The sequence below is a fragment of the Actinomadura sp. NPDC047616 genome (genome assembly GCF_040642915.1).
Taxonomy (GTDB): domain Bacteria; phylum Actinomycetota; class Actinomycetes; order Streptosporangiales; family Streptosporangiaceae; genus Spirillospora; species Spirillospora miaoliensis.
The window spans coordinates 108,154-129,885 of sequence record NZ_JBEYTB010000021.1 but is presented as its reverse complement, the minus strand read 5'-3'; the positions used below and the strand labels follow the sequence as shown (position 1 = coordinate 129,885).

Sequence of the window (21,732 nt, the reverse complement as noted above, 5' to 3'; positions counted from 1 at the left end):
TCCCGGGCCGCCGATCATGGCGCCTGGCGCTCCATCTCCGCGACGAGGCTCTTGGGACGCATGTCGGTCCAGTTCTCCTCGATGTAGTCCAGGCACGCCCGGCGGGTGTCCTCGCCGTGGACGATCTCCCAGCCCGCCGGCACCTCCGCGAACGTCGGCCACAGCGAATACTGGCCCTCATCGTTGACGAGGGCGTAAAACGTCCCGTCTTCGTCGTCGAACGGATTGGCCACGATCACTCCTTGGATTGGAAATTCGCCCAGATGTCCCGAACCGGAATTCTGCTCGACCGTCCCGCTGTCCACCACCCGGGGTTTTTCCGGTTGGACGTCGGAGCCGATTTCGCTACGCCGATCACACGAGGTCAACGGCGCAGGTGGACGTGTGCGGCGGCCGCCGGGCGGGGTGCCGTCCAACCGCGCGATCTCGATAGTTGGACAGCGCCCGGAAAAAGGTGAGGGGCGTGCCGACCGGCACGCCCCTGATCATTTCTCGTTCACCGCGACGTCAATATCCGCACCACCGCGGATCGCGTTTTTCCGCGAACGCCCGCGGCCCCTCCGCGGCGTCGCGGCTGTGCATCCGCCGCTCCTCCCAGACGAACCTGGTGGCGAACGCCTGCTCCAGCGGCATGTCGACGGACCGCAGCACCGCCTCCTTGATCGCCCGCACCGACAGCGGGGCGCTGCGCAGCAGGTCGTCGGTCCACGTCTCGACGCAGCGGTCCAGGTCGTCGTGCGGGACGACCTCGTTGACCAGCCCGTACCGCAGCGCGTCCGCCGCCCCCATCCGGCGGCCGGTGAGCAGGTGGCCCATCGCGACCTTCAGCGGCAGCTGCCGCGCCAGCCGGAACGCGCCGCCGGCGCCGGGGACCAGGCCGAGCCGCGCCTCCGGCAGCGCGAACACCGCCCGCTCGGAGGCGACGATGATGTCGCAGGCCAGGGCCAGCTCGAAGCCGCCGCCGAGGGCGTAGCCGTTCACCCGCGCGACCACCGGCTTGGTGAGGGCGAACCGCTCGGTGAGCCGCGGCCAGCCGGGCTGGCCGCGGCTGCCGAAGGTCGTCGGCGGCGCGCCCTCCCGGGTGAGCCGGGCGCGCTCCTTCAGGTCCTGCCCGACCGAGAACGCCCGGTCCCCGGCGCCGGTGAGCACCACGACCCGCACGTCGTCGTCCCGTTCGACGTCGTCCCACACGGCGCCGAGTTCCTCGTGCATCCGCAGGTCCATCGCGTTCAGCACGTCCGGCCGGTCCAGGGTGACGCGGGCGAGGTGGCCCTTCTTCTCGTAGCGCACCCGGGCGGCGCCGTCGGGGCCGGTCATGACGGCCGGACGGTGAACCGGCCGACCTTGTTCAGGACGTCCTGCCCGTAGATCCGCAGGGCCTGCTGCAACGCGAACTCGGCCATGTAGCGGCGGAACTCCTCCGGCGGCTCCTCCGCCAGGTTCAGCATGCGCCGGTTGGTGAGCACCGCCGGGCCCTGCAGGCTCCGCACGCTGCGCTCGATCGCCGCGTCGACCTCGCCCGGCTCGACGACCTCGTCGAACAGCGTCCGCGCGGCCGGCTCGGTCGCCCACACGCGGCGGCCTCCCAGGATGACCTGGCGGGACAGCCGCGGCCCGCCGGCGTGGCCGAGCCGGAAGTTCCCGGCGCCCGGGACGATGCCCTCCTGCGCGGCGGGAAGACTGAAGTAGGCGTCCGACGCGGCGATCACGTGGTCGAACACCAGGAGCAGCTGGGCGCCGCCGCCGATGGCGAAGGAGTCCACCGCGGCGACCCACGGCTTGTCGACCGTCGGCCACTGCCACGACGCGTCCCGCTCGACCCGCACGCCCCGCACGAGCTTGTGGATGTAGCCCAGCTCGCGCCGCAGCAGGAAGCCGACCAGCGAGATGCCGCCCGCGTGCAGGCGCTTGAGGTTGATGCCCGCGCTGAACACCCGCCTGCCGCGGTAGCGGGGATGGGTCATCTCGCCGCCGCGCAGCGCACCGACGCGCACGGCCGGGTCGAGCAGCGCCAGGTCGACGGCGGTCTCCATGTCGTCGACCTGCCGCTCGTCCTCGGCGTTCAGGCAGTCGTCCCGGCACATCGTCAGGTACGCGACGCCGTCCCGGCGCTCCAGCCGGACCGAGTCGGTCTCCACCAGGCCGGTGCGGGTGAACTCCGGCAGCAGCGCCAGCGCGCGGGGCGTCGGCCGCAGCATCGCGTCGAGCAGGTGCGGGCCCGCCACCGGCGACCGCAGCACCCCCCGCAGGAAGATGCCCTGGTCGATCTCCCGGCCCTCCTTGGCGGCCTGCGGCCGGGACCGTTCGACGGCGATCATGTCGGCGGTGGGGACCAGCCCGGGGAAGGCGGCCGCGGCGGCCTCGACCAGCTCCGCCACCCGCAGGTCGACGGCGCGGCCGTCGGTGAGCTCGTCGTACACCGCGTCCGCGTGGACGTCCATGAACCGCGCCCGCAGCGCCCGGACCGCGTCGGTCGCGGCGGCGATCCGCGCGCGCAGCTCCGGTGCGCGCTCGGCGGGGTCCGGCGCCGATGCCACCAGGTGCTCGACATGCCCGGCGGCCTCGGCCAGCCTGTCCCGGGCGACGCGCAGGTCGGTCTCCATGGCCTCCAGCGGAGGCGCGTCCGCCGCGGTGGTCATGACGCCGCCGGTCGAGAGTCGCTGCCGAGCAGCGTGACACCACACCTGATCACTGAAGCCACCTTCCGAGAGGGTTCACAGGGGTACGTTGCCGTGCTTGCGCTGCGGCGCCGGACCGCGCTTGGTGCGGAGCATCGCCAGCCCGCGCGCGACCGCGGCCCGGGTCCGCACCGGATCGATCACGTCGTCGACCAGTCCCCGCTCCGCGGAGAACAGCGGGTGCACGAGCTGCCGGGTGTACTCGCCGATCAGCTCCGCCCGCCGCGCGTCGGGGTCGGCGGCGGCGGCCAGCTCCTTGCGGAAGACCACGTTGACCGCGCCCTCGGCGCCCATGACCGCGATCTCGTTGGTCGGCCACGCCAACGACAGGTCGCAGCCGATCGACCGCGAGTCCATGACGATGTACGCGCCGCCGTAGGCCTTGCGCAGGATCACCTGGACGCGCGGCACCGTCGCCTCGCAGTAGGCGTACAGCAGCTTGGCGCCGTGCCGGATGATCCCGTCGTGTTCCTGGTCGACGCCGGGCAGGAAGCCGGGGACGTCCACCAGCGTCACCAGCGGAATCCCGAACGCGTCACAGAACCGTACGAACCGGGCGGCCTTCTGTGCCGCGTCGGCGTCCAGCACCCCGGCGAGCACCATGGGCTGGTTGGCCACCACTCCGACGACCTCGCCGTCGATGCGGGCCAGCGCGCAGATCACGTTCCGGGCCCAGTTCTCGTGCAGCTCGATGACGCTGCCGTCGTCCACCAGTTCGGTGATGACCTGGCGCATGTCGTACGGCTTGTTCGGCTCGACCGGGACGATCTCGGCGAGCCGCGGCCGCTCGTCGCCGGCCGCCCCGGTCGGCGGCAGCGCGGGCGCGGGCTCCAGGTTGTTGGCGGGCAGCAGCGACACCAGGTACCGCACCTCGGCCAGGCAGGTCTCCTCGTCGTCATGGACGAACGTGGCCACACCCGACCGGCTGCCGTGCACCTCCGCCCCGCCCAGCTCGGCATGGCTCACCCGGTGCCCGCTCACCGCCTCAACGACGTCAGGGCCGGTCAGGTACATCTGGGCGGAACCGCGCACCATGAACGTGAAGTCGGTCAGCGCGGGCGAGTACGCCGCTCCCCCCGCGCACGGCCCCAGGATCACACTGATCTGCGGGATCACCCCCGACGCCCGGACGTTGCGGTGGAAGATCCCCCCGTACCCGTCCAGGGACATCACGCCCTCCTGGATCCGGGCGCCGCCGCTGTCGTTCAGCCCGATCAGCGGGGCGCCCGCCGAGATCGCCAGATCCATCAGCTTGTGGATCTTCGCGGCGTGCGCCTGGCCGAGCGACCCGCCGAAGACGGTGAAGTCCTGGGCGTAAACGAACACCCGGCGGCCGAAGATCTCGCCGGAGCCGGTGATCACGCCGTCGGTGTGCGGGCGGCGGTCCCCCATGCCGAGTTCGGTGGCCTGGTGGCGGCGGTACATGTCGGTCTCGACGAACGAGCCCTCGTCCAGCAGCAGGTCGAGCCGTTCCCGCGCGGTGAGCTTGCCGAGCCGGTGCTGCCGTTCGACGGCGGCCCGGTCGCCGCCGACGATGCGGGCGCGCAGCCCGGCGTGCCGCTCGCGCAGCCGGTCCATCGACGGCGGCGGTGCCGGCTGCGGGCGGTGGCCGTTGCCGTTGACGCGCCCGCCCGCGTTGGTCCGGCCGTCCGTGGTGGCCCGGCCGTTGCCGTTGACGTGGCCGTTGCCCTCCGGGGCACGGCCGAACTCCGTTTCTAATGGGGCCGTCATCGCGCCGCCGCGCTCTCCGCCGCGATGAAGCGGGCGAGCCGGGCGGTGCCCTCCTCGATCTCCGCCGTGGTCAGGTAGCTGGTGGACAGCCGGATGGCGTGCTCGCCGCCGCCCTCCGGATAGAAGTACGACATCGGCGTCCAGATGACGCCGAAGTCCTGCGCGGACCGGGTGAGCGCCGCGTTGTCGGCGCGGAACGGGACCTCCAGCCGGAGGAAGAACCCGCCGGTGGGCCGGTTCCAGCGCACCCCGAGCGCGGCGCGGCGGTCGGCCGGGATGGTGCGGTCGAGTCCCGCGAGGACGGAGCTCATGGCCCGCCCGTAGTAGGCGGCCGCGTCGGTGTTGAGTTCCGAGAGCCGTCCGTCCGAGGCCAGGAGCGCGCCCGCCACGGCGGCCTGGCTGAGCGACGAGGTGTTCACCGTCACCATGCTCTTGATCTTGGCGATCTCGTCCGCCAGCAGGCCGCCGCGCCCGTCCGCGTCCACGACCCGCTGGTCGGCGATGACGAATCCGACCCGGGCGCCGGGGAAGAGCGTCTTGGAGAACGAGCCGAGGTGCACGACCCGCCGCTCCCGGTCCAGGGACTTCAGGGTCGGCAGCGGCGTGCCCGGGCTGACCAGCCGGTAGGGGGTGTCCTCCAGGACGAGGAAGTCGTGGCGCGCGGCCAGGTCGAGCAGCGCGTGCCGCGCCTTGAGGTCCATCGTGGTGCCGGACGGGTTGGAGTGGTCGGGCACCACGTAGAAGGCGCGGGGGCGGCGTCCGCGCGCGTGTTCGGCCAGGATCGCCGCCTCGACGTCGTCGCAGGAGATGCCGTTCTCCCGCTCCTCGACCGCCGTGAGGGTGACGTCCAGCAGGCGGGCCGCGCCGGTGATGCCCACGTAACAGGGGCTGGACACCAGCAGCACGTCGTCGGGTCCGCCCATGAGGGCGCGCAGCACCAGCAGCATGCCCTCCTGCGCGCCGACCGTCACCACGATGGACTCGGGCGGGACGTCGATGTCCTCGTCCACGCGCAGGGAGTCGGCCAGGACGTCCTGGATCTGGCCGGCGGTCGGGCCGTACTGGAACACGGCGGTGCGCACGTCCTGCGGCGTGCTCCCCTCCGCGGCCAGGTGGTCGAGGAACCGGCGGATGTGCGTGAAGATCTGCTCGTTGTCGAAGAAGCCGTCGTAGGGGCGGCCGGGCGCGAAGGAGATCGCCTCGGGATAGCGCAGGGTGATCTCGTTGAGGAAGTTCATGGTGTCCAGGACGGGGCTGGACACGCTGGCGTGCAGATCCTCCTTGCGCAGCCCGGCCCCGCCGGCCGCCGGTTCCGGCCGCGGCCCCGCGCGGTCGTCGAGCGTGTCGTCGAGCGTGCCGGCCCCGGTCTGCTGGATATCGATGTCTCCCCCGCTCACGAGGCGACCGTCCGAGCGTTTTCCATGATTTCGCTGCTCCGTCCGGGCATGGCGGACCCATGCGGCATTGAACTGCGGAGTGTCCTCGGCCCGGTCAGGATTGCATGCGGCGGAACGGCCGACAAGGGCGGACGGCGCTGCCCTCCCGGCCCGGACACCGTGGATTGACGGTCGGGTCAGATCGATTCATGGCCGAGCGCGGACATCCCGTCCAAGCGGCGTTTCTGCGCACTTGGACGAGCCCTTGGACGCACCGTCCCGACCTAGAGTTCCCCATGGTCGCAGCCGTCCGGAGGGCCCGGCCTGCGGCGCGGCGGAATCCCCGAAAATAGACATGGAGAACCCCGGCGAGGCGAAGTTAGAATCGTTCCGCCCCCGTAGCCCAATTGGCAGAGGCGGACCCCTTAAAAGGGTTAGGTTGTCGGTTCAATTCCGATCGGGGGTACCGTTCCCGGTAGGGGCCTTTCCCCGGGGCCCCTACGCCGGGAAATCCTGGGACGACTGCAGCAGCAGGGTCACCGGAAGGTCGGTCCGGCGGCTGATCTGGAGCTTGCGGTACACCTTCGTCAGATGCTGTTCCACGGTGCTGGTGGTGACGTGCAGCCGGCGCGCGATCTGCCGGTTGGTGTACCCGTCGACGGCCAGCGCGGCCACCCGCAGCTCGGCCACGCTCAGGCCGTTCAGCAGGTCGGGGCCCGCCCCCTCACCGCGCTCGTCCACCTCGGCCAGGCGCGGGGACAGCGTGTTGCCGATCTCCCCGGCGCCGCACTCGGCCGCGAGCGCGCGGGCCCGCTGCTCCACGGCGCGGGCCCGCCGTTCCTGGCCGGTGGCGTGGTACAGCTCGCTGAGGTCGGCGAGCGCGCGGGCCAGCTCCAGCCGGTCGCCCGACCGTTCCAGCAGCTCCACCGCCTCGGTGATCAGCGCCGTGCGCCGGTCGACGTCGGAGGCGGCGGCGAGCGTGCGCAGCGTGGCCCCGCGCGTGCGGGCCTGGCCGGGCGACAGCATCCGCAGCTGCTCGGCCGCGAGCCTCCTGGCGTTCTGGCGGTCGCCCAGGACGAGGTGGGCCTGCGCCATGTCGGTGCGCCACGGCACGAAGCCGGGCACGTCGAACCCCCACCCCGTCATCAGCTCGCCGCAGGTCTGGAACTCGGCCAGCGCCGCCTTCGGCCGGTTGATCGCGAGATAGTACCGCCCGCGGGCCTGCAGGTGGGGCAGCACGAACGGGCTGTGGAACAGCCCTTCCGGCAGCGGCATGTCGAGGTACTCCTCGACCTCCTCGTACCGGCCCGCCGCCGTCAGGGAGACCACCATCGTGGCGAGCGGTATCGCGATGACCACGCCCCAGCCCTTGGGCGTCATGAGCGTGAGGGCCTCGCGCGCGCACTTCACCGCGGCGTCCAGCCGGCCGCGCCCGTGGTGGACCAGCGCGCGCATGGCCATGAGGAGGGCCCGGCCCTGCGGCGGCCACGTGGCCGTAGACCTGCCGAAGGCGTCGCACCACCGCTCGGCCGTGTCGAGTTCGTCGGCGTAGACCAGGGCCGCGATCGCCGCGATCAGCATCGGCGACTTGAACGCGGGCCCCGCCTCCTCCAGGATCTGCTCCGCCCGCGCGACCGCCTCTTGGACCGCTCCCCGCGCGAGCGCGTTCGCCAGCATCGCCTCGGCGCGCAGCGAGGGCGCCACGGCCCCCGGGACGGCCGTGTCCGGCGCACGTCCGGGCGGACGCAGGATGTCCCCGAGCCCCTCCAGCCGGGTGAGCCCGGGGTAGGCGTAGGGCAGCCACCACGGCGACGGCTCGGTGCGCGGGCCGTGCTCGGCCCGCCGCCCGGGGCCGGCGTGCGGCAGGGTGACGCCGCCGGACACCTCGGTCATGATCTCGAGCGCGTCGTGGGTGCGGCCGAGCCACAGCATCCAGCTGACCAGGGTGGCGTCGCCACCGGCCGGCAGGCGCCCCTTGCGCAGGCCGCGGACCAGGTCGGGCAGATGCCGGGCGGCGATCGCCGGGTCGATCCGCCACTCGGCGCGGGCCAGGTCCAGGTGGACGGCCGGGCGCTGGTCGTCGTCGCCGCACTCCCGCAGGGCCAGCCGCAGCAGGCCGGTCGCGTCCGACACCCGGCCCTCGGCGAACGCCTGCTCGGCCGCGTCCCGCAGGACCGCCACCGCCCACGGCGTCCGGGCCTGGTCGGCGGCCAGCAGGCGGTCGGCGACCACCGCCGCGGGCGCGCCGTGGCGGTGCAGCATCTCGGCCGCGCGCAGGTGCAGCGCGGTCCGCTCGTCCGGGCGCATCCCGCCCAGCACCGCCGCCCGCAGCGCCTCGTGCCGGAAGCCCCCGGCGTCCAGCAGCCCGGCCGCCTGGAGCACCTCGCAGGTCGAGGCGACCGACGCGGCGTCGGCGTGGACCAGCTCGCCGAGCAGCCCGCCGGACACCCCGTCGGGGAGCACCGCGACGGCGCGGGCGAGCGTCGTGGACTCCGACCGGTACAGGCAGGTGAGCACCGCCTGCCGGAACGCGTCGCCGAAGGTGAGGCAGACGGGCCGGGTCGGCTCCGCCATCCGGTGGTCCTCGATCAGCGCGTGCACCAGCAGGGGGTTGCCGCCGCTCACCCGATGGCACTCGGGTGCCAGCCGGGCGGCGGTCGCCGCGCCGACGTGCTCGGCGAGCAGGTCGGCGACGCCCTCCTCCGACAGCGGCTTGAGCCGCAGCCGCCGGCAGTGCGGCTCGCGCAGCAGGTCGGTGTGCAGGAGCGAATGCGGCCGGGTCGGCCGCAGGCACTCGGTCAGCACCAGCAGCACCCGGGCGGTCCCGATCCGCCGGGCCAGGTACAGCAGGAACTGCACCGACGCGTCGTCGGCGTGGTGGATGTCGTCGACCCCGATGACCAGCGGACGCTGCTCGGCCACCTTGAGCACCATCGCGGTCAGCCTGCTGAGGATGGGCGGCGGGACCCGGACCACCGCCTCGCCCTCCGGGCGGACGCCGAGCGCCCGCACCGTGAGGAAGCCGTCCTGGATCAGCCGGTCCGCCTGCTCGGTCTCCGCGGGCGGCAGCGCGGGATCGTGGAACAGCTGGCTGACCGCGCTCAGCGGCAGCTCGCGTTCCGCCCGCGACGCCGACGCGCTCAGGAAGGTGGCCCCGGCCTCGACCGCGCGTCCGGCGAACGCGTGCATCAGCGTCGTCTTCCCGGTGGCCGCGGCGCCCTCGATCAGCACGACCCTGCCCGGCCGCTCCCGGTCCGGCGCCAGCAGTTCCTGCAAAGTGAGCAGTTCCCCCGTCCGCTCCACAATGCGCATGCGGCGATCCCCCCGCAACGGTTGCATTCTGTGTCCGCGCCCCAACGGTCCGGCACAGCCGCGTCCCACGGTCGGCTCAGGTCCGCATGGCAGGGGGCGTCGACGGCCGGTCCTTCATGACGTTCGCACCAGAGCGTCGACGGATCAAATCACCATCAGCTACCATTCACATCCGGAGTGTAGTTAACACAGGGGTGACCTGCGGCTTCGCCCGCGCCCATGGAAATTGCACTGTCCGGACCCTGCCACCGGCCTGTCCGCCTGGTGAAACGGCCGTGGCCGCGATCCCCCGACGTCACGAAACCGGCGGCCGATCAGTGAGAACTCTCCCGGCGGCACCCGGGTGACCCGCGGCCGCACCGGGCGCCGCCCCTGAGACGAACGTCACGTTACGTCCTTGTGACGTCGCCAGTGGTTGGCTCACGTCGTCTCCCTTCCGAGACGACCGGGCACCAGGAGGACATCGAATGTCGCAGACCGGCCGCGAGAACGGAACCGTCCACCCGACCGCCGACTAGCAGGTTGATTCCACTTCCTCGGGGCGCGCACATGAATCTGATCGAGCGAGAACTGGAATTGACGACACTGCGGAGCCTGTTCGCCGAGTCGCTGGACGGCCACGGGAAGGTGGTGGTCGTCGGCGGCGCGGTGGCGTCCGGCAAGAGCGCTCTCCTGCACTCCCTCGCCGAGCACGCCACCGCGTCGGGCGCGGTCTTCCTCGGCGCGACGGCGTCGCACGCCGAGCAGCGGTTCCCGCTGGGCGTGGTCCGGCAACTGTTCCGCGGGGTGACGCTTCCCCCCGGGAGCGAGGACGCCAGGCGGCTGCTGGACGAGCAGATCGGCACCGCCGCCTTCGCCGGGGGAGAGTTCCGGCCCGAGACCACCGCCCAGACGACCTGGCCGGTCCTGCAGGAGCTGTGCAGGGTCCTGCTCGGCATGGCGGCGCGCACCCCCCTGGTGATCGGTGTCGACGACGTGCACCACGCCGACGCCGCGTCCCTCAGCTTCCTGTCGTACGTGGCGTACCGGCTCAAGTCGGCCCGGATCGTGATGGTGCTCAACGAGCGCACCGGTCCCCGCCGCGAGCACGCGTGGTTCCACGCCGACCTGCAGAGCCAGCCGCACTACTGGCGGCTGCGTCTCAAACCGCTGTCGCGCCGCGGCCAGATCCAGTTGCTCAGGACCAGGCTCGACCCTCGCCAGGCGCACGAGTTCGCACCGGTCTGCGACGCGGTGACCGGGGGCAACCCGATCCTCTTGCAGGCCCTGCTGCAGGACGAGCGCGTCCCGCCGCAGAACGGTCCGGTGCGTGACGCGGCCGAACTCGCCGTGGGCGACGCGTTCCCCCAGGCCGTGCTGCACTGCCTGCACCGCGGCGGCCCGGAGATGCACCGCGTCGCCCGCGCCCTGGCGATCCTGCGCGAGCCGTGCTCGCCCGACCTGGTGGGCGGGCTGCTGGATCTGGACGCCGAGTTCGTCTCCGACGTGATCGACACGATGGACACGGCCGGGCTGCTCGACGCCGGCCGGTTCCGGCACCCCGCCGTCCCTGCGGCCGTGCTCGAGGGCATGGCCGCCGAGGAGCGCGCGGCGCTGCACGGCCGGGCCGCCAGGCTGCTGCACGACCGCGGCGCGGCGCCCCGGACGGTCGCCGAGCACCTCATCGCCGCCACCGAAACCGCCTACCGGTCCGCCGCCCAGGCGCCCCCCGGCGCAATCGGCCCCGCCCAGGGGAACCTGTGCCCGGCCGCCGAGGAGTCCTGGAAGGTGCCGGTACTGCTGGAGGCGGCCGAGCAGGCCCGCGCCGACGGCGCCGCGCACACCGCCCTGGTCTGCCTCCGGCTGGCCCACGAGATCTGCACCGACGACCGGCGGCGGGCGGAGATCACCATGGCGATGGCCCGCGTCGAATGGCGCGTCGACCCGGGGTCCGTGGAGCGTCTGCTGCCCGGGCTCGTCGACGCGGTGCGACGGGGCCGGCTGGACGGGCGGCACGCCATCAGGCTGCCCGGCTACCTGCTGTGGCACGGGCGGCCGGGCGAGGCCGTCGAGGTCCTCGACCCGCTCAGCGGCCGGGCGGAGGCGCCGGTGGACGCGTCCGCCGGGTGCCTGACGGCCACGCGGCTGCTGATGTCGTGCGTCTATCCCGGATATCCCGGAGCGCCGGGGGGCGCGGTCGCCGCCCGGCCCGCCGCCCCGGGGCGGCACGTCGTCTCGGGCATGGAGGGCCGGCGGCTGCGGGCCGCGGCCGCGCTGCGGGAGGTGCTGACCGGCCGGGCGGTCTTCGACGTTCCCGGCATCGCCGAGCAGTTCATGCAGGGCACCCGGCTCACCGAGACGTCCCCCGGGGCGGTGCTGGCGGTGCTGGCGGCACTCGTCTACGACGACCACCCGCACACGGCGGCGCGCTGGTGCGATCCGCTCCTGGACGAGGCGGCGGCCCGGCACGAACCGCTGTGGCACGCGACGCTGGCGGCCGCACGCGCGGTGATCTCCGTGCGGCAGGGGGACATCGCCGCCGCCGAGGACCACGCGCGGGCCGCGCTCGCGCGGATCTCCCCGGCGAGCTGGGGGGTGGCGATCGGCATGCCCATCTCCGCGTCGGTGTACGCGACGACGGCGATGGGACGCTACGAGGACGCCGCCACCCACCTCGGCATCGCGGTGCCCGACGCCATGTTCGACACCCTCTGCGGCCTGCACTACCTGCAGGCCCGCGGCCGGTTCCATCTGGCGACCGGGCATCCGCAGACCGCCCTGGCGGACTTCCAGGCCTGCGGCGAGCGCATGCGCAGGTGGCGGGCCGACGTTCCGGGCCTGGTCTCGTGGCGCACGGACGCGGCGCAGGCGCTGCTGGAGCTCGGCGAGACCAGCCGGGCCGCGGAGCTGGTCGACGAGCAGCTGGCCATGGTGCGGCACCGGACCGGCCGGACGCTGGGCGTCTCGCTGCGGGTCCGCGCGCTGGCCGCCGCCGACCCGCGGCGCCGCGGCGAGCTGCTCGCCGAGGCGGTGGGCGTCCTGGAGCAGTGCGGCGACCGGTACGAGCTGGCGCTCGCGCTCGGCGACCTGAGCCGGGCCCAGCACGCGCTCGGCGAGCGCGGCGAGGCGCTGGCGACGGCGCAGAGCGCCCACCGCGTGTCCGCGCGCAGCGGGGCGCTTCCGCCCAGGACGCCGGCGCGGGACGGGATCCCGGCGCCGGCCGATCCGGCCGCCGCGCTCACCGAGGCCGAACGGCGGGTCGCCGCGCTGGTCGTCCAGGGCCGGACCAACCGGCAGATCGCCGACGCGCTGCTGGTCACGATCAGCACCGTGGAGCAGCACCTCACGCGGATCTACCGCAAGCTCGGGGTCACCCGCCGTGCCGACCTCGTGCGGCGGCTGCGGGCCGGCCCGCCGGGCCCCCCGGGATCTCCGGGACCGCCCGGGTCGGCGGGGTCGTCCGGGCCGGCGGGACCGGCGGCGGGGTCTTCCGAGTCGTCCGGGGCGGCCGCGACGGGGACGCGGTGTCGCGACGACCAGATCACCTCAAGGGGAGGGACATGATCGAGCTGCGCCGCCTGACCAAGCGGTACGGCGCGGTCCGGGCGGTCGACGACCTCACCGTCACGGTCCGGCCCGCCCGGATCACCGGGCTGATCGGCCCCAACGGCGCCGGCAAGACGACCACGCTGCGCATGATCCTCGGGCTCACCGCGCCGACCAGCGGGACCGCGACCACGGCCGGCCGCCGCTACGCCGATCTGCCGAGCCCGATGCGGCAGGTGGGCGCCCTGCTGGACCCGCGGGCGGCGCACGACGGCCGCCGGGCAGGCGACCACCTGCTGTGCCTGGCCCGCAGCAACGGCCTGCCGCGGTGGCGGGTGGACGAGGCGCTCCGGCTGGTCGGCCTGGAGCAGATGGCCGGGCGGCACATCCGCGTGCTGTCGGCCGGGATGCGCCGGCGGCTCGGCATCGCCGCGACCCTGCTGGGCGACCCCGAGGTGCTGATCTACGACGACGTGATCGGCGGGCTGGACGCGGCGGGCGTCGCCTGGCTGCGCAGCCTGCTGCGGCGCCTGGCCGACCAGGGGCGCACCGTGCTGGTCACCGGCCACCTGATGGGCGAGATGGCGCGGATCGCCGACCAGTTCGTCGTCCTCGACCGGGGCCGTCTGGTCGCCGACAGCAGCGCCGAGGAGCTGTCCCGGCGCGGTGCCCGGCAGCGGGCGCTGATCCGCTGCGACGACCACCGGTTCTTCACCGACCGGCTGACCGCGGCGGGCGCCCGCGTCCGCCAGGGCACCGGCCGCACGCTCGTGGTGTCCGGCATGGACGGCGCCGACATCCACGGCCTGGCCACGGCGTACGGTGTCCGCCTGCACGAGCTCACCCCCCAGCGCCCCTCCCTGGAGGACGTGCTGCTGGAGCTGGTCCAGGACAGCGCGAACGGTGACCTCGCGGCGGGCAGGGCCGCCTGATGTGCGCCACCCGCGTGCACCCCGGCACCGGCCCCAAGGCGCGGTACCCGTCGGTGACCTTCCGCAACGCGCTCTGGTCGGAGTGGACGAAGATCCGCACGCTGCGCTCGGCCCGCGACGCGATGATCGCCGCCGCCGTGCTGATGATCCTCTGTGCGGTTTTCGGTCTCCTGGCCGGGCGGTCCCCCTGCCGGGGGTCGATGGCCGCGGAGTGCGCGGCGTTCGAGGCGGTCCGGCCCAGCCTGCAGGGCTACCACCTGGCCCAGGTCGCGTTCGGGCTGCTCGGCGTGCTCGCCGTCACCTCCGAGTACGCCACCGGCATGATCGGCACCAGCCTGGCCGCCGCGCCGCGCCGGGGCCGCCTGCTGGCCGCCAAGGCCGCGGTGTGCTCGCTGGTCGCGCTGCTGGTGGGCGGGGGCGCGAGCGCCGTCGCCCTCTTCCTCGGCCGGCGCGTGGACGCGGGCGACGGGGCCCTGTCGGGGGTCGGCATGCTCCAGACCGTGACGGGCGCGGGGCTCTTCCTCGCCCTGATGGGGCTGGCGGGGGTCGCGGTGGGGGTGCTGGTCCGGACGACCGCGGCGGCCCTCGTGGTCCTCGTCGTCGCGACGCTCGTCGTCCCCGCGCTGTGCCCACTGTTCCCCGGCCCGCTGGAGCAGTTCACCCGCACGTACTGGCCCGTCTCGGCGGGCGCCCAGATCATGGCGGTGCGGCCCGCGCTGCCGCCGTGGACCGGTCTGGGCCTGCTCGCCGCGGCCGTGGCCGTCACCCTGGCCGCCGCAGCGGTCGTCTTCCACCGCCGGGAGTACTGATGGGCGGGGGGACTGATGGGCGGGAGTGCTGACGAGCCGCGCGGCACGGCGAACCGGTGGCCTCCCCGCGAGGAGCCTGAGGAGGCCACCGCCCGGGCCGCTAGACGATGTTGGCGATCTGGTGCTCCACCTTCATCGCGAACTCCGACCACATCTCCGAGCAGTCGCGGGCCAGCTGGGCGACGATGCCGCTGCAGTGCGAGGGGACGTTGTTGATGATCTCCTCCCACTCGGCGGCCTTGAGGGTGTGCATGCTGAGCAGCATCAGCAGGTTGCGGCCGGTCTCACTGAACCGCAGCGCCGGATCCGCCTTGAGCCTCTCCACGACCGCCGCGCGGTCCCGGGGCGCCGCCCGGGCGATCCGCCGGCCGTCGCCGTGACCGTGCCCGCTGCCGTGCCCGCTGCCGTGACCGCTGCCGTGACCGCTGCCGTGGCCGTGGCTCGCGCGCCGGCTGGCCAGGCTCACCGTGTTGGTCCGGCGCCGCGGCAGCGGGTCCTCGCCCCGCCGCATCCGGTTCCGGACGTCGCGCGCCGTTTCCGGGGAGATCCCCGCGGCCCGCGCGATCTGCCGCAGGGACAGCTCGGGATTCTTGGCGATCAGTTCCGACGCCAGCCTGCGCCCCTCGCTGCCGTTGATCGGACGGGCCCGGCCGTCCTGGCCGATCCGGACCGTCTGCGGCGGCACCGCCCCCGCCGTCCGCCTGCGTATCTCCGCGACCGTTCCCGGGGCGATGCCGGTGACGGACGCGACCATCCGGTCCGACCACTGCGGATGCGAGTTGATGATCCGTTCTGCCGCGCGCTTGCGGTCGGCCAGCGACAGCGGCAGGCCGTGCGAGATGTTCGACCTGACCGCCATCACGAAGGCGTCGGCCTCGTCCCCGTCGAAGAACCTGACCCGGATCCGGTCCTCGCCGCGGAGCCTGGCCGCCTTGAGCCGGTGCAGCCCGTCGATGACCCGCATCGTCGCGCGGTGCACGATGATGGGCGGCAGCTCGGCCTGCGCCGCGGCCAGCGCCTCCACGTGCTCGGCGTCCTCCCCGGACGTCCGCGGCGAGTCGGCGCTGGACAGCCTGCTGATCTCCACGTGGACGACCGGTTCCCGGTCGATGTTCCGTTGCCCCTCCACTATGACTCCCCTACGAATCGTTCTCACCTGTGTGCAGCGGGGATGGGCTGCGCGCACCGGTTCCGGGAATGCGCCCGGCGCCGGCGGCGCGCGATGGGTTGTCGGAGAACTCCGGCACGCCGGCGACGGGGGAGCCTGTACAGGCCGTTTCGGCGAACCGTACTCGTAACACGAAAGGAATCCGCGCACCCGAGTGCGCGGTTCACCGCCCGAAACGATGGCGGGCCGCTGTGGCGGGCGTTCCGGGCCGGCACCTTGGCCGCATGGTCTGACGAATTTTTCTTCGCGCCTTTCTTTTCCTTCTTCAAGCCCCCCGAGAAGGTAATAGAACCCCGACCAGGGAATTTCTATCAAAACGTTGTAGACGCTAACAGCGGGGGTCGGTCAGGGGTACCCCTGACCGACCCCTACGCCGCTCCCCTAGCAACCGGTGTGACGGAAGTTTCCCGATGGACTGACGTGCCCGAAGACATCCCACGTCTGCCGCGGCGGACGCCCAGCACCGCGCCGGTGGCCCGCCGAAGCCGCCCAGAAGTCCCACCAAAGAAGGTCCATGCGCGTACGGCCGGTAGGGGCACCGCCCGGCATCCCCACCGCCGCCGTCCGGCCCCCGCGCCGGACGGCCGCGTTCTCGCTGGTCAGAGCGGTGACAACTCCCGGCAGGCGGGAAGCACCGGCCCCGGAGTGCCGATGACGGACAGTGCATTGTGCCTGATCACAGCAAGGGTGACTGGCGGCGAAGCCACCCGAGAGCCCGCCACCACGAGAGCCCCCTGTCCCGTCCCCGTCCACCGGGGAGACCCGGCCGCGTCAGGGGAGCTGGGGAGGGGCGCCGTGGACGGCCGCTTCCAGCAGAGCGCGCAGGCGGCCGGGGTCCAGGGGGACGGGGTTGGGATAGGCGTCGCGGGTGGCCAGGTCGACCGTCGGGGCTATGGCGTCCTCGGTCAGCCCGAGTTCTCCCAGTGAGGACGGCGCTCCGAGGTTGCGCGTCCAGGTCCACAGGGCCGTCACGGGGTCGCTCTCCCGGAGGGCCTGCGCGATCGCCGCGCATGCCTTCGGCGCTGCGTTTCACGGCGAACACCGCGTCGCTGTCGAGAAAGGGGCTGCCGGCCACGAAAATGTGCGTGGTGACGGGGACGTGGCCGTCCGCCTCGGCGATGAAATGGATGTGCGCGGGCCGGTAGGAATGCCGGGCGGTGGCGGCGAGAAGCTCGCCGACCGGGCCGTCCGTGGGGATCGGGTAATGGGCGGGGACGACGGTGGTGAACCAGAACCGGCCCGAGTCGTCCGTGGTGAACAGTCCGCGCCCGTTGCCGGGTTCCTGCACGCCGGGTTGCTGGACGTCGTAGAAGCCGTGCGCGTCGGCCTGCCACACGTCGACCGTGGCGCCGGCCAGCGGCCGGCCGTCGGTGCCGCGGCCCGAACCGGTCACCAGGCACGTCTCGCCCTCGCCGACCTCGCTGATCGCCTCGCCCGGGCGTCGGCGCGGCGACTCGGTCAGGTGGAATGGGCCGAGGACGGTGGCCTCGGTCGCGCCCGATCCGGTGCGGTGGTTGATGCTCTCCACGAGCGCGGAGACGCCGAGCACGTCGGACAGCAGCACGAATTCCTGGCGGACGGGGTCGCATTTCTGTCCCGTCGCGGTCAGGAACTCGATCGCCTTCTGCCATTCGGCGAGGGTCGGTTCCAGTTCGCGGACGGCTGCGTGCAGGTGCCGGGTGAGCACGGTCAGGCAGTGCCGCAGCCTGGCGTCCGGCGTCCGGCCGAAACTCGCGACGACCGCGTCGGTCACCGTGTCCTCGGTGAAGTCGGCGGGCGGTGGCGCGTCGGGTCGGGAAGTCATGTTCCGACCGTAGACCCGGCGCCGCCGCCGGCGGGGACGCCGGTCAGGCGTCCAGGCCGCCGCGCGAGACGAGCTGGCGGACGATCACGTTGCGCTGGATCTCGTTGGTGCCCTCGCCGACGATCATCAGCGGGGCGTCGCGGAAGTAGCGTTCGACGTCGAACTCGGTGGAGTAGCCGTAGCCGCCGTGGACGCGGATCGCGTTGAGCGCGATCTGCATGGCGGTCTCGGAGGCGAACAGCTTGGCCATGCCCGCCTCCATGTCGACGCGGCGTCCCGCGTCGGCCTCCCGGGCGGCGTACAGGGTGAGCTGGCGGGCCGCCATCAGGGACGTCGCCATGTCGGCCAGGTGGTTGCCGATCGACTGGTGCTGCCAGATGGGCCTGCCGAACGTCTCGCGTTCCTGGGCGTAGGCGAGCGCGTCCTCCAGCGCCGCCCGGCCGACGCCGAGCGCGCGGCCCGCGACCTGCAGGCGCCCGGTCTCCAGGCCCTTCATCATCTGGGCGAACCCGGCGCCCTCGGTGCCGCCCAGCAGGGCGCCGGCGGGCGCCCGGTGGTCGGTGAAGACCAGCTCGCAGCTCTCGACGCCCTTGTAGCCGAGCTTGGGCAGGTCGCGGGAGACGGTCAGGCCGGGGCCCGGTTCGACCAGCAGGATCGAGATGCCCTTGTGCGCGGGCCGGGCGTCCGGGTCGGTCTTGCACAGCAGCGCGATCAGCCCCGACCGGCGGGCGTTGGTGATCCATGTCTTGGAGCCGTTGACCAGGTAGCCGTCGGCGTCGCGGCGGGCGACGGTGCGCATGGCCTGAAGGTCCGACCCGCCTCCCGGCTCGGTCAGCGCCATGGTCGCCCGCAGTTCGCCGGTGGCCATCCGCGGCAGGTAACGGCGCTTCTGTTCGTCCGTGCCGAAGTGCAGCAGGAGCTTGGACACCACGGTGTGGCCGCCCATCGCCCCGGCCAGGCTCATCCAGCCGCGCGCCAGCTCCTCGGTGGTGAGCACGTAACACGGGGTGGACACGGGCGTGCCGCCGTACTCCTCGGGGATGGCCAGCCCGAAGATGCCCAGCTCCTTCATCTTCTCGATCAGGGCCTCGGGGTAGGCGTTCGCGTGTTCCAGGTCCCGGACGACGGGCCTGACCTCCTTGTCGACGAACTCGCGCACCGTGCTGACGACGAAACGCTCGTCCTCGGCCAGGACGTCCAGGGTGCTCATGGTGTGACGCTCCTTCTACTGGGTGCGGGGGCGCTGCTGGGTGCGGGGGCGCTGCTGGGTGCGGGGCGGGTCAGATGACGTCGCCGCCTCTGAGGGCGTCGATGTCGTCGGTGCCGTAGCCGAGTTCGGCCAGGATCCGCTCGGTGTGCTCGCCGGGGGCCGGGACGGCGTCCATGCGGGGGGCGGTGCCGGCGATGTCGACGGGCGGCACGAGCGCCGAGACCATGCCGCCGGGGGTGGGCACGTCCTGCCAGCGGCCACGTTCGCGGAGCACGGGATGGTCGAGGAACTCCGCGACGTCGTTGACCCCGGCGTTGGCGATGCCCGCGTCGTCCAGCAGCTTCATCGCTTCTCGGGCGCCGGATCGCCGGAAGCGCTCGGCGACGATGGCGTTGAGTTCGTGGCGATGCGCCACGCGGGCGGGGCCGGTGGCGAATCGGGGGTCGTCCACCAGGTCCGGGCGTTCCAGGAACCGCTCGCACAGCGCGGCCCACTCGCGTTCGTTCTGTATGGACAGCAGCACCTGCTTGCCGTCGGCCGCGGTGTAGGCGCCGTAGGGGGCGATGGTGGCGTGCTGGGTGCCGATACGCGGTGGCTGGGTTCCGCCGTAGCGGGTGTAGTAGGCGGGCTGGCTCATCCATTCGGCCAGCGCCTCGAACAGGGAGACCTCGACGGCGCGGGCCACACCCGTGGTCGCGCGCACGTACAGGGCGGTGAGGATGCCCGAGTAGGCGTACATCCCGGCGGCGATGTCGGCGACGGACACGCCGACACGGGCGGTCTCCTCGCCGGTGCCGGTCAGCGACACCAGCCCGGTCTGGCACTGGACGAGCAGGTCGTAGGCCTTGCGGTCGGCCCACGGCCCGGTGGACCCGTAGCCGGACACCGAACAGCGGATCAGCGAACCGTGGCGCTCGCCCAGGGAACCGGCGTCCAGGCCGAGCCTGGCCGCCGCGCCGGGCGCCAGGTTCTGGACGAAAACGTCGGCCTTGGCGAGCAGCCGTTCCAGGACCTCCCGGCCGCGCGGCGACTTCAGGTCCAGGGTGAGCGACTCCTTCGACCGGTTCAGCCACACGAAGTAGCTGGACTGGCCGTGCACGGTGGTGTCGTAGCGGCGGGCGAAGTCGCCGCCGCCCGGGCGTTCGACCTTGATGACCCGGGCGCCCAGGTCGGCGAGCTGGCGGGTGGCGAAGGGGGCCGCCACCGCCTGCTCGACGGTGACGACGGTGACGCCGGAGAGCGGCGGCTCGGTCATGCGGCGACCTCCCGGAAGCCTGGCCGGAGACGGGCGGCGCGGCCGGCCGGGCGCGACGCCGTCCAGACCGCAGTACCATCATGGCAATTCATGGATCACAGTGTGCAATAGCAATACGTGATGACACCATGCCGGACGCGGATGGGGGACGCGGTGGACCTCAAGCAGCTCAGGGCGCTGGTCACGGTCGCGGAGGTGGGCAGCGTGACGCGGGCCGCCGAGCTGCTCCACCTCGTCCAGCCCGCCGTCACCCGGCAGATCCGCACCCTGGAGCAGGAACTCGGCGTGCCCCTGTTCGAGCGGACCCGGCAGGGCATGCGGCCCACGCCGGCCGGCGCCATCATGATCGACCGCGCGCGCCGCGCCCTGGGCGAGCTGGAACGCGCCCGCGCGGAGATCCGGCCGTCCCCCGGCACGGTCACCGGCATCGTGACCGTCGGCCTGCTGGAGAGCGCGGCCGACCTGCTCGCCGAGCCGCTGGTGGCGGCCCTGGCCCGCGACCGGCCGGGGATCGAGCTGCGCGTGTTCACCGCCTACTCCGGCCACCTGCAGCAATGGCTCGACGACGGGGACCTGGACCTCACCCTGCTCTACAACCTGGACAGCACCGCGTCGCTGAACGCCCAGCCGCTGGTCCGCGAGAGGCTGTGGGCGGTGGCGCCGCCCTCGGCGGGCCTGCGACCCGACGAGCCCGTCCCGTTCGCGGACGCCGCCGCGCATCCGCTGGTCATGCCCGCCACCGGACACGCGCTGCGCACCCTGATCGACGCCGCCGCCGCACGCGCGAAGATCACGATGGACGTGGCCCTGCAGACCAACTCCATGCGGCTGCAGAAGAGATTCGTCCTCGCCGGTTACGGCTGGACCGTCCTGCCCGGGGTGGGGATCGCCGCCGACGTCGCCGACGGCACGCTCAGCGCCGCCCCGCTCCGCGAACCGGAAGTGTGGCGTTCGGTCGTCCTCGCCACCCCCAGGACGGGACGCACCCCGCCCGCCGTCGAGATCGTCGCCCGCGAGCTGACCCGCCAGGTCCACGCGGCCGTCCGCCAGGGCGGCTGGCCCGCCGCCCGGCCGCACGCCCCCGAACCCGCCGACAAGGACGCATGATGAGCACCGACCAGCCGCTTCACGCCCACGCCCGCGCCGAGGACGGCACCAGGCTGGCCTACCAGCGCCACGGTGGCGGCCGGCCGCTGGTGCTCCTGGCGGGGCAGGCCAACGACCACCACTGGTGGGACGGCGTGCGGGAGGACTTCCACGCCACCCACAGCACCATCACCCTCGACTATCGCGGCACCGGTGACAGCGACAAGCCCGACGGCCCCTACTCCACGCAGGTGTTCGCCGACGACGTGATCGCCGTCCTGGACGATCTGGGAATCGAGCGCGCCGACGTCTACGGCACGTCCATGGGCGGACGCGTCGCGCAGTGGATCGCCGTCCGCCATCCGCGACGGGTCGGCCGCCTGGTGCTCGGCTGCACCTCCCCCGGCGGCCCCCACGCCGTCGAACGCGACGCCGCCGTCCGCCGCGCACTGGCCCAGCCCGACCCCGCCGCCGCGCGCGAGGCGCTGCTCGACCTGATGTACACGCCCGCCTGGCGCGCCGCCCATCCCGGCCCGTACACCACGCTCGGCGACCCTCGCATGCCCCCGCACGCGCGTCGCGGCCACCTGCAGGCCAGCAACCGGCACGACGCCTGGGACGCGCTCCCCCGGATCACCGCGCCCACCCTGATCCTGCACGGCGACCAGGACCGTCTCACCCCGCCGGCCAACGTCCCCCTGCTCGCCTCGCGCATCCCGAACGCCCGGACGCACATCTTCCCCGGCGCACGGCACGCCTACTTCCAGGAATGCCGCCCCCAAGCCGGCCCCCTGGTCGCGGACTTCCTCACCACTTAAGCGAAAGCTTAGATATCGGCAACGAAAT

Annotated in this window: 15 protein-coding genes and 1 tRNA gene; 6 read left to right on the top strand and 10 right to left on the bottom strand. The window is 73.3% G+C overall.

The window, feature by feature from the left end:
- Positions 1–14: 14 nt before the first annotated feature.
- The 5 genes from ABZ801_RS36750 to ABZ801_RS36730 all read right to left on the bottom strand — a co-directional run bounded on the left by ABZ801_RS36750 (position 15) and on the right by ABZ801_RS36730 (position 5,806).
- Positions 15–233 (bottom strand): MbtH family protein, encoded by a 219-nt coding sequence (locus tag ABZ801_RS36750; protein WP_344943159.1) that lies wholly within the window; start codon positions 231–233, stop codon positions 15–17.
- A 274-nt stretch (positions 234–507) separates the two neighbouring features.
- A complete protein-coding gene (gene dpgD, locus ABZ801_RS36745) occupies positions 508–1,317 on the bottom strand; it encodes an enoyl-CoA-hydratase DpgD (protein WP_360707279.1) in 810 nt (269 codons plus the stop codon).
- Positions 1,314–2,639: a (3,5-dihydroxyphenyl)acetyl-CoA 1,2-dioxygenase DpgC gene (gene dpgC, locus ABZ801_RS36740; RefSeq protein WP_360707276.1), complete on the bottom strand. Its 1,326-nt coding sequence runs from the start codon at positions 2,637–2,639 to the stop codon at positions 1,314–1,316. The genes dpgD and dpgC overlap by 4 nt, the downstream gene beginning before the upstream one ends.
- A gap of 75 nt (positions 2,640–2,714) precedes the next feature.
- Complete coding sequence (locus tag ABZ801_RS36735; RefSeq protein WP_360707303.1) at positions 2,715–4,256, bottom strand: acyl-CoA carboxylase subunit beta; 1,542 nt, start codon at positions 4,254–4,256, stop codon at positions 2,715–2,717.
- 149 nt (positions 4,257–4,405) lie between these two features.
- Complete coding sequence (locus ABZ801_RS36730) at positions 4,406–5,806, bottom strand: PLP-dependent aminotransferase family protein (RefSeq protein WP_360707273.1); 1,401 nt, start codon at positions 5,804–5,806, stop codon at positions 4,406–4,408.
- A 371-nt stretch (positions 5,807–6,177) separates the two neighbouring features.
- Between ABZ801_RS36730 and ABZ801_RS36725 the strand changes: the two genes are divergently transcribed.
- Positions 6,178–6,251, top strand: a tRNA-Leu gene (locus ABZ801_RS36725).
- 32 nt (positions 6,252–6,283) lie between these two features.
- Here the strand turns inward: ABZ801_RS36725 and ABZ801_RS36720 are convergent.
- Entirely contained in the window at positions 6,284–9,097 is a 2,814-nt protein-coding gene (locus ABZ801_RS36720) for an AAA family ATPase (RefSeq protein ID WP_360707271.1), read from the bottom strand.
- Between the two features lie 549 nt (positions 9,098–9,646).
- Between ABZ801_RS36720 and ABZ801_RS36715 the strand changes: the two genes are divergently transcribed.
- From ABZ801_RS36715 to ABZ801_RS36705, 3 genes are read left to right on the top strand one after another with little or no spacing between them, the layout of a single operon-like run.
- Positions 9,647–12,640, top strand: a complete 2,994-nt coding sequence (locus tag ABZ801_RS36715) for an AAA family ATPase (RefSeq protein WP_360707268.1) — start codon at positions 9,647–9,649, stop codon at positions 12,638–12,640.
- A complete protein-coding gene (locus ABZ801_RS36710) occupies positions 12,637–13,554 on the top strand; it encodes an ATP-binding cassette domain-containing protein (protein WP_360707266.1) in 918 nt (305 codons plus the stop codon). Before ABZ801_RS36715 ends, ABZ801_RS36710 begins: the two co-directional genes overlap by 4 nt.
- Positions 13,554–14,363, top strand: a complete 810-nt coding sequence (locus tag ABZ801_RS36705; RefSeq protein WP_360707264.1) for an ABC transporter permease — start codon at positions 13,554–13,556, stop codon at positions 14,361–14,363. Before ABZ801_RS36710 ends, ABZ801_RS36705 begins: the two co-directional genes overlap by 1 nt.
- Positions 14,364–14,463: 100 nt before the next feature.
- On the opposite strand, the gene ABZ801_RS36700 is transcribed toward ABZ801_RS36705, so the two are convergent.
- From ABZ801_RS36700 to ABZ801_RS36685, 4 genes are all read right to left on the bottom strand, one after another.
- Complete coding sequence (locus ABZ801_RS36700; RefSeq protein ID WP_360707261.1) at positions 14,464–15,492, bottom strand: ParB N-terminal domain-containing protein; 1,029 nt, start codon at positions 15,490–15,492, stop codon at positions 14,464–14,466.
- A 715-nt stretch (positions 15,493–16,207) separates the two neighbouring features.
- Positions 16,208–17,335 carry a dioxygenase gene (locus tag ABZ801_RS36695; protein ID WP_360707258.1) on the bottom strand — a complete coding sequence of 376 codons (1,128 nt, stop codon included), beginning with the start codon at positions 17,333–17,335 and terminating at the stop codon, positions 16,208–16,210.
- A 43-nt stretch (positions 17,336–17,378) separates the two neighbouring features.
- Complete coding sequence (locus ABZ801_RS36690; protein ID WP_360707255.1) at positions 17,379–18,545, bottom strand: acyl-CoA dehydrogenase family protein; 1,167 nt, start codon at positions 18,543–18,545, stop codon at positions 17,379–17,381.
- A 70-nt stretch (positions 18,546–18,615) separates the two neighbouring features.
- On the bottom strand, positions 18,616–19,800 hold the full coding sequence (locus ABZ801_RS36685) for a CaiB/BaiF CoA-transferase family protein (RefSeq protein ID WP_360707252.1): 1,185 nt from the start codon (positions 19,798–19,800) through the stop codon (positions 18,616–18,618).
- Between the two features lie 120 nt (positions 19,801–19,920).
- On the opposite strand from ABZ801_RS36685, the gene ABZ801_RS36680 reads away from it, so the two are divergent.
- Both ABZ801_RS36680 and ABZ801_RS36675 read left to right on the top strand, forming a co-directional pair.
- Positions 19,921–20,907, top strand: a complete 987-nt coding sequence (locus tag ABZ801_RS36680) for a LysR family transcriptional regulator (RefSeq protein ID WP_360707250.1) — start codon at positions 19,921–19,923, stop codon at positions 20,905–20,907.
- Complete coding sequence (locus ABZ801_RS36675) at positions 20,907–21,704, top strand: alpha/beta fold hydrolase (RefSeq protein WP_360707247.1); 798 nt, start codon at positions 20,907–20,909, stop codon at positions 21,702–21,704. The genes ABZ801_RS36680 and ABZ801_RS36675 overlap by 1 nt, the downstream gene beginning before the upstream one ends.
- Positions 21,705–21,732 lie beyond the last annotated feature (28 nt).

Excerpts from the sequence above, each read along its gene's own strand:
- ABZ801_RS36690 (WP_360707255.1), bottom strand. The coding sequence starts at position 18,545 with ATGAGCACCCTGGACGTCCTGGCCGAGGACGAGCGTTTCGTCGTCAGC.
- ABZ801_RS36735 (WP_360707303.1), bottom strand. The coding sequence starts at position 4,256 with ATGGACCGGCTGCGCGAGCGGCACGCCGGGCTGCGCGCCCGCATCGTC.
- ABZ801_RS36680 (WP_360707250.1), top strand. The coding sequence starts at position 19,921 with ATGACACCATGCCGGACGCGGATGGGGGACGCGGTGGACCTCAAGCAG.
- ABZ801_RS36695 (WP_360707258.1), bottom strand. The coding sequence starts at position 17,335 with ATGACTTCCCGACCCGACGCGCCACCGCCCGCCGACTTCACCGAGGAC.
- ABZ801_RS36710 (WP_360707266.1), top strand. The coding sequence starts at position 12,637 with ATGATCGAGCTGCGCCGCCTGACCAAGCGGTACGGCGCGGTCCGGGCG.
- ABZ801_RS36685 (WP_360707252.1), bottom strand. The coding sequence starts at position 19,800 with ATGACCGAGCCGCCGCTCTCCGGCGTCACCGTCGTCACCGTCGAGCAG.
- dpgC (WP_360707276.1), bottom strand. The coding sequence starts at position 2,639 with ATGACCACCGCGGCGGACGCGCCTCCGCTGGAGGCCATGGAGACCGAC.
- ABZ801_RS36705 (WP_360707264.1), top strand. The coding sequence starts at position 13,554 with ATGTGCGCCACCCGCGTGCACCCCGGCACCGGCCCCAAGGCGCGGTAC.
- dpgD (WP_360707279.1), bottom strand. The coding sequence starts at position 1,317 with ATGACCGGCCCCGACGGCGCCGCCCGGGTGCGCTACGAGAAGAAGGGC.
- ABZ801_RS36720 (WP_360707271.1), bottom strand. The coding sequence starts at position 9,097 with ATGCGCATTGTGGAGCGGACGGGGGAACTGCTCACTTTGCAGGAACTG.
- ABZ801_RS36715 (WP_360707268.1), top strand. The coding sequence starts at position 9,647 with ATGAATCTGATCGAGCGAGAACTGGAATTGACGACACTGCGGAGCCTG.
- ABZ801_RS36675 (WP_360707247.1), top strand. The coding sequence starts at position 20,907 with ATGAGCACCGACCAGCCGCTTCACGCCCACGCCCGCGCCGAGGACGGC.